This is a genomic window from Thioclava sp. F36-6 (assembly GCF_002020305.1).
Classification (GTDB): Bacteria; Pseudomonadota; Alphaproteobacteria; order Rhodobacterales; family Rhodobacteraceae; genus Thioclava; species Thioclava sediminum.
On sequence record NZ_MPZX01000004.1, the window covers coordinates 99772 to 114406 of the forward strand.

The following is a 14635-nucleotide window of genomic DNA, read 5'->3' on the forward strand; positions in this document are numbered from 1 at the left end:
ATTAGACCAAAAATTCTCCTTGCACCAGAGCGGGCGCGAGCGTATCTGCGGCGGCGGGACACCCTTCCCCAACGAAGGGCATATATCTGGAAGGATACCAGCAATGGCTATTCAAGCTCCGGCTACGCGGCCGGCAAACCCGCGTTTTTCTTCGGGCCCCTGCACGAAGATTCCCGGTTTCTCCCTCGACATGCTCAATGACGCGCCGCTGGGCCGTTCGCACCGTGCCGCTATCGGCAAGGCGAAGCTGAAAGAGGCGATCGACACCACCCGCGAAATTCTGGGCGTGCCCGCCGATTACCGCATCGGGATCGTGCCCGCCTCCGACACCGGCGCCGTCGAAATGGCGATGTGGTCGCTGTTGGGCGAGCGCAAGGCGACGATGGTCGCTTGGGAAAGCTTCGGCGCGGGCTGGGTGACCGACGTGGTCAAGCAGCTCAAGATCGAGGCCGAGACGAAGACCGCCGACTATGGCGACATCGTCGATTTCTCCACCATCGACTTCAACACCGACGTCGTTTTCACGTGGAACGGCACCACCTCGGGCGTCCGCGTCCCCAATGGCGATGTGATCCCGGCGGACCGTGAAGGCTTGACCATCTGCGACGCCACCTCGGCCGCTTTCGCGATGGACCTGCCGTGGGACAAGCTCGATGTCACCACCTTCTCCTGGCAGAAAGTGCTGGGCGGCGAAGGCGGTCACGGCGTGCTGATCCTGTCGCCCCGCGCTGTCGAGCGTCTGGAGAACTACTCCCCCGCCTGGCCGCTGCCGAAAATCTTCCGCATGACCAAGGGCGGCAAGCTGAACGAAGGCATCTTCAAGGGCGAGACGATTAACACCCCCTCGATGCTCTGCGTCGAAGATTACCTCGTGTCGCTGAATTGGGCGAAATCGGTGGGCGGGCTGAAAGGCCTCATCGACCGCGCCGATGCCAACGCGAAAGTCGTCTGGGATTTCTGCGCTGAAAAACCGTGGATCGCGAACCTCGCCAATGATCCGGCGACCGCGTCGACCACCTCCGTTTGCGTGAAGTTCACTGACGATCGCATCAAGGACGGCGCGGCCTTCGCCAAAGCCGTCGCGAAGCGGCTCGAAGCCGAAGGCGTGGGCCTCGATCTCGGCGCCTATCGCGACGCCCCGGCCGGTCTGCGCATCTGGTGCGGCTCGACCGTCGAGACGGCGGATGTCGAAGCGCTGATGCCTTGGGTCGAATACGCCTTCGAGGCCGAGATCGCCGCGCAAGCGTGATCCGTGACAGATTGGCGGGCCTCCGGGCCCGTCCTTTCCCGATATTCTGAAAATTCAAGGAGCCCAGAAAATGGCCCCCAAGGTTCTCGTCTCCGACAAGCTCTCGGAAACCGCCGTCCAGATCTTCCGCGACCGTGGCATCGAGGTCGATTTCGAACCCTCGCTCGGCAAGGACAAGGAAAAGCTCGCCGAAGTGATCGGCAAGTATGACGGTCTCGCCATCCGCTCGGCCACCAAGGTCACGGCGAAACTGCTCGAAAACGCGACCAACCTGAAAGTCGTCGGCCGCGCCGGTATCGGCACCGACAATGTCGACAAGGAAGCCTCGAGCAAGAAAGGCGTGATCGTGATGAACACGCCCTTCGGCAACATGATCACCACCGCCGAGCACGCCATCGCGATGATGTTCGCGGTCGCGCGCCAGATCCCCGAAGCCGATGCCTCGACGCAGGCTGGCAAATGGGAGAAGTCGAAATTCATGGGGGTCGAGCTGACCGCCAAGACCCTCGGCGTGATCGGTGCGGGCAATATCGGCGGCATCGTCTGCGACCGTGCGCGCGGCCTGAAGATGAAGGTCGTGGCCTATGACCCCTTCCTGAGCGAAGAGAAGGCGGCCAACATGGGCGTCGAGAAGGTCGAGCTGGACGAGCTGCTGCGCCGCGCCGATTTCATCACGCTGCACGTGCCGCTGACGGATTCGACCCGCAACATCCTCTCGAAAGAGAACCTGCAGAAAACCAAGCCCGGTGTGCGCATCATCAACTGTGCGCGTGGCGGTCTGGTCGACGAGCAGGCGCTGGCCGATCTCATCAAGTCCGGCCATGTGGCGGGCGCGGCCTTCGACGTGTTCGCCGAGGAACCGGCCACCGACAACGTCCTGTTCGGCCTGCCGAACGTGGTCTGCACGCCGCACCTCGGCGCCTCGACCACCGAGGCGCAGGAAAACGTGGCCCTGCAAGTCGCAGAGCAGATGTCGAACTACCTGCTGGACGGTGCCGTCGAGAACGCGCTCAACATGCCCTCGATGACCGCCGAAGAGGCGAAAGTCATGGGCCCGTGGGTGAAACTCGCGCAGCATCTCGGCGGCTTCATCGGTCAGATGACCGAGGATGCGATCAAGGCGATCAACATCACCTTCGACGGTGTGGCGTCCGAGATGAACCTCAAGGCGCTCGACGCCGCCGTGGTTTCGGGCATCCTGAAAGCCAGCCAGCCGGACGTGAACATGGTCTCCGCGCCGGTCATCGCGAAAGAGCGCGGCATCCAGATCTCGACCACCTCGCAGGACCAGACCGGTATCTTCGAGGGCTACATCAAGGTCACCGTCGTCTCGGAAAGCAAGGAACGCTCGATCGCGGGCACCGTGTTCTCGGATGGCAAGCCGCGCTTCATCCAGATCAAGGGCATCAATATCGACGCCGAAGTGGGCGAGCACATGCTCTACACCACCAATGACGACGTGCCCGGCATCATCGGTAAACTCGGCACGATCCTCGGCGAGAAGGGCGTGAACCTCGCGAACTTCACCCTGGGTCGTTCGAAGCAGGGCGGCGAGGCGATCGCGATCGCCTATGTCGACGAGGCGGTCGGCCAGGACGTGGTCGACGCGCTGAAAACCTCGGGCGGCTTCAAGCAGGTCAAACCACTGGAATTCGTCCTCGGCTGACTTAGCTGAACGGTTGAATCCGGGCCCTCCGCCGCGCGCGGGGGGCCTTTTCATTGGAAGGGACAGGCATGCGCACCTATGCGATCGGCGACATTCACGGACATCTCGACAAGCTCAAGCGCGCGCATGAGCTGATCGCGGCGGATCGCGCGGCATGCGGCGAGACAGAGGCCCCGATCGTGCATGTCGGCGATCTGGTCGATCGCGGGCCGGATTCTGCCGGGGTGATCGACTACCTGATGAAAGGTCAGCAAAACGGCGAGAACTGGATCGTGCTGCGCGGCAATCACGACCGGATGTTCCTCGGTTTCCTCGACGATCCCTATACCGAAGATCCGATCCTGAGCGCGGAGGTCTCCTATCTCAATCCGCGCGTCGGCGGCGAGGCGACGCTGGAAAGCTACGGCATCTCCGACGCGTTCACCCGCCCCCTCGACGAGGTCGCAAAGGAGCTATCCGCCATCCCGCAGGCCCATCGCGACTGGCTCGCGGGACAGCCCGCCTATTTCCCTCGCGGCGAGGCGATCTTCGTTCATGCGGGCATTCGCCCCGGCGTGGCGATGGAGGATCAGGTGGAGGATGACCTTCTGTGGATCCGCAAACCCTTCCTGACCGACAGCCGCGACCACGGGGCGCTGATCGTGCACGGCCATACAAACATCAAGGCGGCCACCCATTACGGTAACCGCCTCAATCTCGATTCCGGCGCGGGCTATGGCCACCCGCTCTCGACAGCAGTCATCGAAGGCCGCGACGCGTGGTTACTCACGCCCGAGGGCCGGGCCGAACTGCCGCGCGGCTGAGCGTTACCGCGGCTCGAAATAGTCGAGCGGGATTTTCAGGTAAGACCGCCCGTCCCCCTCGGCCTCGGGCTTGCGCCCGCCGCGGATATTCACCTGCAACGCAGCCAGCATCAGTTTCGGCAGCGGCAGGGTCGCATCACGCTCTTCACGCGTCTTGATGTACTCCTCGCGGGTGATGCCGTCCTTGACGTGCTTGTTGCGCTTGCGGTGATCAGCCACGGTCGCGCCGGTCTGCGGCTCCTTGCCCTCGCCGGGATAGTCGTGCCCGATGAACAGCCGCGTCTCGGCGGGCAGATCGAGGATCGCCCGGATCGAATCCCACAGCTCGGCCGCAGAGCCGCCCGGGAAATCCGCCCGGCTCGTGCCGCTTTCGGGCTGCATCAGCGTATCATGCACGAAGGCCGCATCGCCCACGACATAGGTGATCGAGGCCAGCGTATGCCCGGTCGACAACATCACCTTCACATCGAGATTGCCGATCCTGAACGTCTCGCCCTCGGCGAACAGGTGATCCCATTGCCGCCCGTCCTGCGGCAGCTCGGGCGTGTTGTAGATCTCGGCCCAGAGGCTTTGCACCTTGCGCACGCGCTCGCCGATGCCGCGCTTCGCGCCCAGTTTCTCGGCCAGCCAGACGGCGGAGGAAAAGTGGTCGGCATGGGGATGCGTATCGAGCACCCACTCCACATCGATCCCCTCGGCCTTCACGTAATCTAGGATCTTCTCGGCGTTGCCCAGCGTCGTGGCGCCCGCCTGATGGTCGTAATCCCAGACCGGATCGACCACGGCCCCCTTCATCGTATCGGGGTCGTGAAAGACGTATTGCCAGCTTCCGGTGGGTTTATCCCAGAACCCTTTGACGATCGGGTTGGCAGTCATGTCGGCCTCCTAGTCATATTCGCTTTCTAGAATGTGTCCCCTTGACCGAGAGTTTCAACCCACCGCCCGGCCAAATGACGTCTCGTCATAACCGCTTGGCCCTGCTGGCGCGGGTTCAGCCCATTCGCTACCCTCGCGCCGACCCAAACATTGGAGGCTACCCATGACCGGTATCGTCATTCTCTCCGGCACCCGCACGCCTATCGGCACGTTCGGCGGCACCCTGTCCGGCTTCGCGCCGATCGACCTCGCCACCCATGTCTCGAAAGAGGCGATCTCGCGGGCGGGCGTGTCGGCGGACAAGATCGGTCAGGTGGTCTTCGGCCATATCATCAACACCGAACCGCGCGACATGTATCTCAGCCGCGTGGCGGCGGTGAATGCAGGCGTCCCGGTCGGCACGCCCGCGATGAACGTGAACCGCCTTTGCGGCTCCGGCGTGCAGGCGGTCATCTCGGCGGCGCAGATGCTGATGATGGGCGATGCCGATTTCGCGCTGGCAGGCGGCGCCGAGGTGATGAGCAAATCGCCCTATATCCTGCCCGCTGCCCGCTTCGGTCAGAAGATGGGCGACGCGAAGATGCTCGACATGATGACCGGCGCGCTGTCGTGCCCCTTCGGCACTGGCCATATGGGCGTGACCGCCGAGAACGTGGCCGCCGAGTGTTCGATTTCGCGCGAAGAGCAGGACGCCTTCGCGATGGAAAGCCAGGAGCGCGCGGCGAAAGCGATCTCCGAGGGTCACTTCAAGGAAGAGATCGCCCCCGTCGAGATCACCACGCGCAAGGGCACGACCGTCTTCGACACCGACGAGCACCCGAAGCAGACGAGCCTCGAAAAGCTCGGCTCGCTCAAGCCGGTTTTCCAGAAGGACGGCTCGGTCACCGCGGGCAACGCCTCGGGCATCAATGACGGTGCGGCGGCACTGGTTCTGGCCCGCGAAGAGGCCGCGAAAGAGGCGGGCCTGACCCCGCGCGCCAAGATCACCGGCTACGCCATCGCGGGCGTGCGCCCCGAGGTGATGGGCCTCGGCCCGATCCCCGCCGTGCGCGCGCTGCTGGAAAAGACCGGCATGCAGGCCTCCGATTTCGACTGGATCGAGAGCAACGAAGCCTTCGCCTCGCAGGCGCTGGCCGTCTCGCGCGAGCTGGGTCTGGATGCGTCGAAGGTGAACCCCGATGGCGGCGCGATCGCGCTCGGCCACCCGGTCGGCGCCACCGGCGCGATCCTGATCGTGAAGGCCCTGCACGCGCTGGAGCGCACCGGCGGCAAGCACGGCCTCGTCACCATGTGCATCGGCGGCGGCCAAGGCATCGCGCTGTCGATCGAGCGTCTCTGAGACCCGATCTTTGAGGGTCGAGCGGGCGGGCAATCCATAGCAATTTAAGGATTTTCCCGCCCGCCCATCATCGCGGTTAACCCGCCTTTCACGCAGCACTGCAACTCTGCCTCCCGGACCATACGGGGGGCATTGCCGCGTCCATGCACAAGGCGATCGCAGAGAAACTGGCACAGGAACGCCGCGGACGGCTCGCGGCGGAAAAGCTGTTGGAGCAGAAGCGCCAGGAGCTGTTCGCCGCCAACCAGAAGCTCGCTCAGCACGCGCGAATGCTCTCTGATCAGGTGGTGGAGCAGCGCGAGGGCCTCGCCCGTGCGCTCAGCGAACGCGAAACCCTGCTGGGCGAGAACAGCCGCGTGCGCAACGATCTCGAGCGGGCCAATTCGCTCGCCCAGATCGCGCAGGCGCGGCTCTGGCATGCGGTCAATTCGATCTCGGACGGCTTCGCGGTCTTCGACAGCGACCTGCGCCTCGTCGCCGCCAACGAACTGTTTCTGGCCTTCTTCGAAGGGGAAATCGCGATCGGTCCCGGCGTCTCCTATGACGAGGTGACGCGCATCGCGGCAGAAAGCGGCTTCTTCGACCTGCAGGGGCGCGACCCGCTCGATTGGCATTTCGAGATGTGCGAACGCATCCGCCGCACCGACATCCCTCCGATGGAGCTGCGCACGCAGGATGGCCGCTGGTTCCGGCTCAACGACACGTGGGGCGCGCAGGGCGATCTGGTCACCTTCGCGCAGGACATCACCGGCGCCGTCGCGCGCGAGGTCGAACTGCGCGAAGCCCGCGACCGGGCGGAGGCGGCGAACCGCGCGAAATCCGCCTTCCTCGCCAATATGAGCCACGAGATCCGCACCCCGATGAACGGGGTCGTGGGCATGGCAGACCTGCTGGCCGAGACCGATCTGACCGAGGAACAGCGCCTGTTTGCCGAGACCATCCGGTCGTCGGGCGAGGCGCTTCTGACTATCATCAACGACGTGCTGGATTACTCGAAGATCGAGGCGGAGCGGATGCGGCTTTACCCCGAACCCTTCGATCTCGAACGCTGCCTGCACGAGGTCATGGTGCTGTTGCAGCCCTCCGCCAAGGACCGCGAGGTGAAGCTGCTGGTGGATTACGACCTGTTCCTGCCCACCCGCTTCGAGGCCGATCCCGGCCGAATGCGGCAGATCCTGACCAACCTTCTGGGCAATGCGGTGAAATTCACCGATGCCGGTCACGTCCTCGCCCGCGTCGTGGGGGTCGAACGCGAGGCCGGTCACTACGAGCTGCACATCACCGTCGAAGACACCGGCATCGGCATCGCGCCCGAGCTGCTCGATCACGTCTTCGGCGAGTTCAATCAGGTCGAGGCCGAGACCAATCGCAAATTCGAAGGCACCGGGCTTGGCCTCGCGATCACCCGCCAACTGGTGGAGCTGATGGGCGGCGAGGTCTGGGTGGACAGCGCGCTTGGCGAAGGCTCGTGTTTCGGCCTCAAACTGGTGCTGCCCCGCGCCGAACCGGTCGAGCCGATCGACGCCCCCTCCCCGCCGATCACGCTGCGCGCGGCGCTGGTGGTCGACGATCTTCTGGTCAATCGCGTCATTCTGGAACGGCAATTGCAGACCTACGGGCTGGAGGTGACGCTTTGCCGCTCGGGCGAAGAGGCGTTGCAGGTGATCGAGGATGGCAGCGCCTTCGACGTGATCCTGACCGATCACCAAATGCCCGCGCTCGACGGGGTCGCACTGGCGCAGAGGCTGCGGGCGGATGGGGGCGACGTGCCGATCCTGCTGCTCAGTTCCGACCCCGAGGCCGCAAAGGCCGCGATGGGCGAGAGTATCACCGGCTGCCTGCAAAAACCGGTGCTGCGCTCAGAACTGTTCCGGGCATTGCAGGACCTGTCGCAACGGGCGGAGCCTGCGCCCAAGCTACCGCCCCCCAACCCGCCGCCAGCCCCGACCGAGCGACGCGCGATGCGCGTGCTCGCCGCCGAGGATAACCGCACCAACCAGTTGGTCTTTTCCAAGATGGTGAAGGATCTCGATATCGATCTGCGCTTCGCCAATAACGGGCACGAAGCCGTCGCGCTGTGGCGCAGCTTCCAGCCCGATCTGATCTTCATGGACATCTCGATGCCCGGCATGGACGGGCGCGAGGCGGCGCGCAAAATCCGGGCCGCGGAAGGCTCCGCGCATGTGCCGATCTGCGCGCTGACCGCCCATGCGATGGAGGGCGACAGCGAGGGCATCCTCGCCGCCGGGATCGACCACTACCTGACCAAGCCTCTGAAAAAGCGTGAGATTACCGAACGCATCCTGTCGGACTGCCCCGCAGAGGCGCGCCCCCCCGCGATCGACCAACTTGTTTAGCGGTAGTCGGCCAGCACCGCCAGAAACGCCTCGGCAAAGCGGTCGAGCTTCGCCTCGGGCAGGTTCGAAATCCGGGCGAGGTCATCGCGCGAGCGCGGCTTCGTCTCGGCGATCTTGCGGATCGTCGAGGCCGAACAGGAGAGCGGGCGATCATAGCCGTCCGCGCCGCGTTCGAGATTTCGCTGCGCGTCGGCCAGACGGTCGTAAATCTCCCCCTCGGTCGAGCCTGCCAGCTTGCGGCGCAGCGGGTGCATCTCTTCCACCGCGCCGGCGATCACCTCCAGAAACTCCGTGCCATAGCTTTCCAGTTTCTTCGCACCGACACCGCTGATCCCGGCCATCTCGTCGAGCGTTCCGGGACGTTTCTCGGCCATCTCGATCAGGGTGCGGTCGGTGAAAACGACATAGGCGGGCACGCCCTGCGCCTCGGCCAGCGCGCGCCGCTTCGCCTTCAGCGCCGAGAGAAGCGGCGCGTCGTCGTCGCTCACCAGCGTCCGCACGACATGCTTGGTCTTCGCCTTCGCCACCAGATCGCGGCGCAGGGTGATCGACTGCTCGCCGCGCAGGATCGGATGGGCGGTCTGGGTCATCACCAGCGCGCCGTGCCGCGCCGCGTCGGGGCGGATCAGGTCATGCCCCATCATCTGCCGGAACACCGCCTGCCATTGCGGGCGGCTCAGATCGCGCCCGACCCCGTAGGTCGGCAGCTTGTCATGGCCCCATTGCTTGATCTTGTCGGTCTGCGAGCCCAGCAGAATCTCGATCAGATGCCCCGCGCCGAACCGCTCTTCCGAGCGCAGCGCAGCCGACAGCGCCTTGCGCACGGCCTCTGTCCCGTCGAAGACCTCGGGCGGCGTATCGCACAGGTCGCAATGCCCGCAGGGCGCGGCCTCTTCGCCGAAATAGCGCAGCAGTTTCACCCGGCGGCATTCGGTCGCCTCGGCGAGCCCCAGCAGCGCGTTCAGACGTCCGTGATCGGCCTCCTTGCGCTCGGGCGGGGCGAGCCCCTCGTCGATCTGGGACCGCCGCAGCTTGATGTCGTCGGGCCCGTAAAGCGTTAGCGTCTCGGCGGCAGCGCCATCGCGACCGGCGCGGCCGATCTCCTGATAGTAAGCCTCGATGCTTTTGGGCAGATCGGCATGGGCGACCCAGCGGATATCGGGCTTGTCGACGCCCATCCCGAAGGCCACCGTCGCGACCACGATCAGCCCGTCTTCCTGCTGGAAACGGGTCTCCACAGCGCGGCGGTCATCGGCCTCCATCCCGCCGTGATAGTGACAGGCCAGATGCCCGGCCTCGCTCAGCGCCTTGGCCAGAGCCTCGGTCTTCGCCCTCGTGCCGCAATAGACGATGCCCGACTGGCCTTTGCGCGCCGAGGCGAAGCGCAAAATCTGCTGGCGTGGCTGATCCTTGGGCGAAAACGCCAGATGAATATTCGGCCGGTCGAAGCCACGCAGGAAGCTCTCGGGGGGCTGCCCGTCGAACAGGCGCGTGACGATCTCGGTCCGGGTTTCCTCGTCGGCGGTCGCGGTGAAGGCCGCGAGCGGCACGCCGAGGCTGCGGCGCAACTCGCCGATGCGCAGGTAATCGGGCCGGAAATCATGGCCCCATTGGCTAACGCAATGCGCCTCGTCCACCGCGATCAGGCTGACGCCTGCGCGCTTCAGCAGATGCTGCGCCCCGCCCGAGGCCAGACGTTCGGGCGCCATGTAGAGAAGCTTCAGCCGCCCCTCGTCGATCGCGGTGAAGACCTCTTCGGTCTCCTCCTCGGTATTGCCCGAGGTCAGCGCGCCCGCCTCGACGCCGGCCTGTTTCAACGCGCGCACCTGATCGCGCATCAGCGCGATCAGCGGCGAGATCACCACCGTCACGCCCTCGCGCGCCAGTGCAGGCAATTGATAACACAGGGATTTCCCGCCGCCCGTCGGCATGATCGCCAGCACGTTCTGGCCGTCGATCACCGCGCGCACGATCTCTTCCTGACCGGGCCGGAAGGCGTCGAACCCCCAGACCCGCGCCAGTAGCTCTGCGGGTGCCTCGGCTGCCGCAGCCGCTGGCATCAGAAGCTGTTGCCGTAGAAGAAGGCCGCGTTGTTGAACAGCGCCTGACGGATGATGATCAGGATGATGAAGGCCACCAGCGGCGCCAGATCGAGCCCGCCCGTGTCGGGCAGGAAGCGCCGGATGCGCCCGTAGATCGGCTCCAGCAGATTATTCAGGCCGAACCAGATTTGCGCCACCAAGGGTTGGCGCAGGTTCAGCACCTGAAAATTGATAAGCCAGCTCATAATGATATGGGCGATCATGACGAACCAGATGACGTTCAGGATCAGCACCAGGGCCTGAAAGAGCGTGACCATCGAAACCTCCGCTTTGGATCGCAAAGACAGGTAAGCGAGGCGCAGCCCCATTGCAACCGCAGGCTGGCGCGCATTTTCCGTAACGTCTCTCTTGACCGCCCCGCTGCGGCGCAGCACCTCTGGGCGCATGTATCCCGTTATCCGCATGGCCAAAGAGATCTTGAAGTTCCGCAACGCCCCGGCGTTGCCGATCACGGGCACCCATGTCAGCCAGCATATCTGCTGGCCGTGGGACATCGACCTGTGGATGGAGCTGAACAACGGGCGCACGCTGACGCTTTTTGATCTGGGGCGGATTCCGCTCGCGATCCGCACCGGGCTCTGGGATGCGCTCAAGCGCAACAAATGGGGCATCGTGGTCGCCGGGAACACCACGCGCTATCGCCGCCGGGTGCAGGCGTTCCAAAAAATCGAGATGCGCTCGCGCTGCCTCGGCTGGGATGATCGCTGGATCTGGCTCGAACATGCGATGTTCACGAAGGACGGCGAGTGCACCTCGCATGTGCTGATCCGCGGGGCGGTGACCTCCAAGAAAGGCATGATCCCGCCCGCGCAGGTTCTCGCGGAGATGGGGCAGGATGCGACCTCGCCGCCGCTTCCCGAATTCGTGACCGCCTGGGCCGAGGCCGACCACAAGCGCCCCTGGCCGCCGCAGATGTAACACTGCCGCCAGCGCGGCCCGCCTAACCCGTCGAAACCCTTGCCAGATCGTCCCTTTTCGGGCTTGATCGCCGCAATTACTGGCGCGGCGGGGAGAGGGCGACATGATCACGGCGAAGAAACGCATCTGGGGCTGGTGGTTCTTCGACTGGGCGAGCCAACCCTATAACACGCTGCTGGTCACCTTCATCTTTGCCCCCTTCGTGAAAGAGTTGATGGGCTCGGGCACGGCGGCGCAGACCGTCTGGGGCTACGGCGTCGGCATCGCTGGGATCCTGATCGCGCTCGGCTCGCCCTTCCTCGGTGCGGTCGCGGACCGCTCGGGACGGCGGATGCCGTTCATCTGGGCCTTCTCGGTGATGTATGTGCTGGGCGCGTGGGGCCTGTGGTACGCGGTGCCGGGCGATTTCAAGCTGATGGCGATCATGATCAGCTTTGCCATCGGCATGATCGGCATGGAATTCGCGACCACCTTCACCAATGCGATCCTACCTGACCTCGGGCCTCGCGAAGAGATCGGGCGCATCTCCGGCTCGGGCTGGGCGTTCGGTTATATCGGCGGGATGATCACGCTGTTCATCATGCTCCTGCTGCTACAGGCGACGAGCCCGACGACCGGCAAGACGATGCTGGGGATCGACCCGCTCTTCGGCCTCGACGTCGCTACGCGAGAGGATACCCGCGTGGTCGGGCCGCTCACCGCGATCTGGTACGCGGTCTTCATGATCCCCTTCTTCTTCTGGGTGCGCGAGCCGCGCAAACCCGACGCGCTGCCCATCGGCACGGCGCTGCGCGGCGCTTGGCCCGAACTGCGCGCGACGCTGAAGGCGCTGCCGCGCCGGCGTTCGCTGACCTCGTTCCTGCTCAGCTCGATGTTCTACCGCGACGCACTCAACGGCATCTACACCTTCGGCGGGCTCTATGCGGCGGGCGTGTTGAACTGGTCGATCACGCTGATCGGCATCTTCGGAATCCTCGGCACGATCACCGGCGCGACTTTCGCATGGCTCGGCGGCAAGGCCGATGACCGCTGGGGGCCGCGCACGGTCATCATCACCTCGCTGGTGATCCTGACGCTGGTCGTGATCGGCATCGTGATGATCTCGCGCGAAAGCGTCTTCGGGATGGCCGTCACCTCCGACAGCAAACTGCCCGACATCGCCTTCATGGTGCTGGGCGGAATGATCGGGGCCTGCGGCGGCGCCCTGCAATCGGCCTCGCGGACGATGATGGTCCGTCAGGCCGACCCGGAAAAGATCACCGAGCATTTCGGCCTCTACGCGCTTTCGGGCAAGGCCACGGCCTTCATCGCCCCGCTCGCCATCGGGATCACGACGCAGATAAGCGGAAATCAGTCGACGGGCATCACACCGATCATCGTCCTTTTGCTTTTGGGCCTGGTCCTGCTAGGATTCGTGAGAAGTCACGGAGACCCTGCGCCCGAAGGACCCCCCTCATCATGATCGCGAAATTTCTCGTCGCCGCTCTTTCTTTCAGCCTTATTTCTGCGCCCACATTCGCCGAACCGCTCGCCCGCCAACTTTTCGGCTCCAAGGCGAACGCGTCGGCGCAGGCGCCTTCGGCCATCGGGTTTTACTCGCGTGGCTGCGCCGCAGGCCTGCAGCGCATGCCCGAGAGCGGGCCGACTTGGCAGGCGATGCGCCTGTCGCGCAATCGCAACTGGGGCCAGCCCGCGATGCTGACCTACCTGCAGGATCTGTCGCGCTACGCGGCCTCTCTGCCGGGATGGAACGGTCTCTATATCGGTGACATTTCCCAGCCGCGCGGCGGTCCGATGACCGGCGGCCATGCGAGCCACCAGATCGGGCTGGATGCCGATATCTGGATGCTGCCCGCGACGAACCTGAATCTCAGCCGCACCCAGCGGGAGAAAATCTCCTCGATCTCGGTGCGCACCGCCGATCAGCGCCACACCAATTCCAACTGGACGCCGCAGCACCTCGCGCTGATGCGCCACGCCGCTGCCGATCCGCGAGTCGACCGTATCTTCGTGGCCGCCGCCGTGAAGATCGCGATGTGCAACACGGTGCCGCGCAACGATCGCGCATGGCTGCAGAAGATCCGTCCGATGTATGGCCACAACACGCATTTCCACGTCCGCCTGAAATGCCCGCCCGGTGCGCGCTATTGCGAGACGCAGAAACCGACCGTGGCGCAGCTCTCGAAGGGAGGCGATGGCTGTGACGACACGCTGAACTGGTGGGTGACCGATTACCTCAACCCGCCGAAGACCGCGGCCAAGCCCAAGCCGAAAGGGCCGCCGAAGAAAAACGCGAAAACCTACGTCATGTCGGACCTGCCCAACCAATGTCGCGCCGTTCTTACCTCGCGCTGATTGCAGGTGCGGGGCTGGCCATTCTCGGAGGGCTCGCGCCCGCCGGGCCGCATCCTCGCGCGCAATTCCTGCAAAGCTATCACTGGACCATGCCGGGCGTGTTCGTCTTCGGCGGGTTTTCAGGGCTTGAGCTGGGGCCGGACGGAGGCGATTTCGTCACCCAGTCGGACCGCACGACCATCTGGCGCGGGCATCTCGATCGCAACGCAGCCGGCCAGATCAAGGACGTGAGGGTCACACAAGGGCCGAACTGGCTTCACAGCTCCAAAGGCGCGGCGCTGACCCGTCATCTGGGAGACAGCGAAGGCTTGGCGCTGGCGCCGGACGGCTCGGTCTATATCTCCTTCGAGGGGCTCGCGCGGGTGTCCCATTTCCCGACCGACGGCGGCCCGGCCGAGTTGCTGCCACGCCCGGATGCCTTTGCGAAGATGCAGAACAACTCCTCGCTCGAGGCGCTGGCGATCGACGATCAGGGCACGCTCTACACGATGCCCGAACGCTCGGGCGCGAAAGACAGGCCCTACCCGGTCTGGCGTTATCGCGACGGGAAATGGGATCAGCCCTTCGCCATCCCGCGCTCCGAGAACTGGCTACCGGTCGGCGCGGATTTCGGCCCCGATGGCCGCTTCTACCTGCTGGAGCGCGACTTCTGGGGGCTACTGGGCTTTCGGACGCGCGTTCAGGTCTTCGACATCAACGGCGACTCGATCTCGGGCGGCGAGGTTCTTCTGGAAACCGGCGCCGGGCGTCACGACAATCTCGAAGGCCTCGCGGTCTGGCGCGACGACAGCGGCGCGATCCGTCTGACGATGATTTCCGACGATAATTTCCGGTTCCTGCAGCGCACCGAGATCGTGGAATACGTCCTGCCTGAGACGCGCCGCACCGCCAAAAAGGATTGACGCAACGCGTTCGAGCGCGTATCGCGCGCCCTTGCCCGGAGGGTTCCGGGCCATGTCTCCGCTACCAT

At 64.7% G+C, this 14635-nt stretch carries 12 protein-coding genes; 9 read left to right on the forward strand and 3 right to left on the reverse strand.

Translation table 11 applies throughout. The features are described from left to right. The first annotated feature begins 103 nt into the window (after positions 1–103). From BMI88_RS17650 to BMI88_RS17660, 3 genes are all read left to right on the forward strand, one after another. The gene (locus BMI88_RS17650; protein ID WP_078550873.1) at positions 104–1249 is read left to right on the forward strand and encodes a phosphoserine transaminase; all 1146 of its coding nucleotides are present in this window, start codon (positions 104–106) and stop codon (positions 1247–1249) included. Positions 1250–1319: 70 nt separating this feature from the next. After that, a complete protein-coding gene (gene serA / locus BMI88_RS17655; protein ID WP_078550874.1) occupies positions 1320–2915 on the forward strand; it encodes a phosphoglycerate dehydrogenase in 1596 nt (531 codons plus the stop codon). Between the two features lie 68 nt (positions 2916–2983). Next, positions 2984–3718, forward strand: coding sequence for a metallophosphoesterase family protein (locus tag BMI88_RS17660; protein WP_078550875.1), 735 nt, complete (start codon positions 2984–2986; stop codon positions 3716–3718). A 3-nt stretch (positions 3719–3721) separates the two neighbouring features. Here BMI88_RS17660 and BMI88_RS17665 read toward each other — a convergent pair whose 3' ends face one another. Next, on the reverse strand, positions 3722–4594 hold the full coding sequence (locus tag BMI88_RS17665) for an MBL fold metallo-hydrolase (RefSeq protein WP_078550876.1): 873 nt from the start codon (positions 4592–4594) through the stop codon (positions 3722–3724). Positions 4595–4757: 163 nt separating this feature from the next. Here BMI88_RS17665 and BMI88_RS17670 point away from each other — a divergent pair, with 163 nt between their 5' ends. Continuing rightward, positions 4758–5933, forward strand: coding sequence for an acetyl-CoA C-acyltransferase family protein (locus tag BMI88_RS17670; protein WP_078550877.1), 1176 nt, complete (start codon positions 4758–4760; stop codon positions 5931–5933). A 143-nt stretch (positions 5934–6076) separates the two neighbouring features. After that, a complete protein-coding gene (locus BMI88_RS17675; RefSeq protein ID WP_078550878.1) occupies positions 6077–8290 on the forward strand; it encodes a response regulator in 2214 nt (737 codons plus the stop codon). On the opposite strand, the gene recQ is transcribed toward BMI88_RS17675, so the two are convergent. Next, the gene (recQ, locus tag BMI88_RS17680; RefSeq protein WP_078550879.1) at positions 8287–10350 is read right to left on the reverse strand and encodes a DNA helicase RecQ; all 2064 of its coding nucleotides are present in this window, start codon (positions 10348–10350) and stop codon (positions 8287–8289) included. The genes BMI88_RS17675 and recQ overlap by 4 nt on opposite strands. Beyond that, complete coding sequence (locus BMI88_RS17685; RefSeq protein WP_075775346.1) at positions 10350–10649, reverse strand: YggT family protein; 300 nt, start codon at positions 10647–10649, stop codon at positions 10350–10352. The genes recQ and BMI88_RS17685 overlap by 1 nt, the downstream gene beginning before the upstream one ends. A gap of 127 nt (positions 10650–10776) precedes the next feature. Between BMI88_RS17685 and BMI88_RS17690 the strand changes: the two genes are divergently transcribed. From BMI88_RS17690 to BMI88_RS17705, 4 genes are all read left to right on the forward strand, one after another. Continuing rightward, a complete protein-coding gene (locus tag BMI88_RS17690; protein ID WP_078550880.1) occupies positions 10777–11310 on the forward strand; it encodes an acyl-CoA thioesterase in 534 nt (177 codons plus the stop codon). Between the two features lie 103 nt (positions 11311–11413). After that, on the forward strand, positions 11414–12772 hold the full coding sequence (locus BMI88_RS17695) for an MFS transporter (protein ID WP_078550881.1): 1359 nt from the start codon (positions 11414–11416) through the stop codon (positions 12770–12772). Continuing rightward, positions 12769–13665: a penicillin-insensitive murein endopeptidase gene (gene mepA, locus BMI88_RS17700; protein WP_078550882.1), complete on the forward strand. Its 897-nt coding sequence runs from the start codon at positions 12769–12771 to the stop codon at positions 13663–13665. The genes BMI88_RS17695 and mepA overlap by 4 nt, the downstream gene beginning before the upstream one ends. After that, positions 13638–14567, forward strand: coding sequence for an esterase-like activity of phytase family protein (locus BMI88_RS17705; RefSeq protein ID WP_078550883.1), 930 nt, complete (start codon positions 13638–13640; stop codon positions 14565–14567). The genes mepA and BMI88_RS17705 overlap by 28 nt, the downstream gene beginning before the upstream one ends. Positions 14568–14635: the final 68 nt, after the last annotated feature.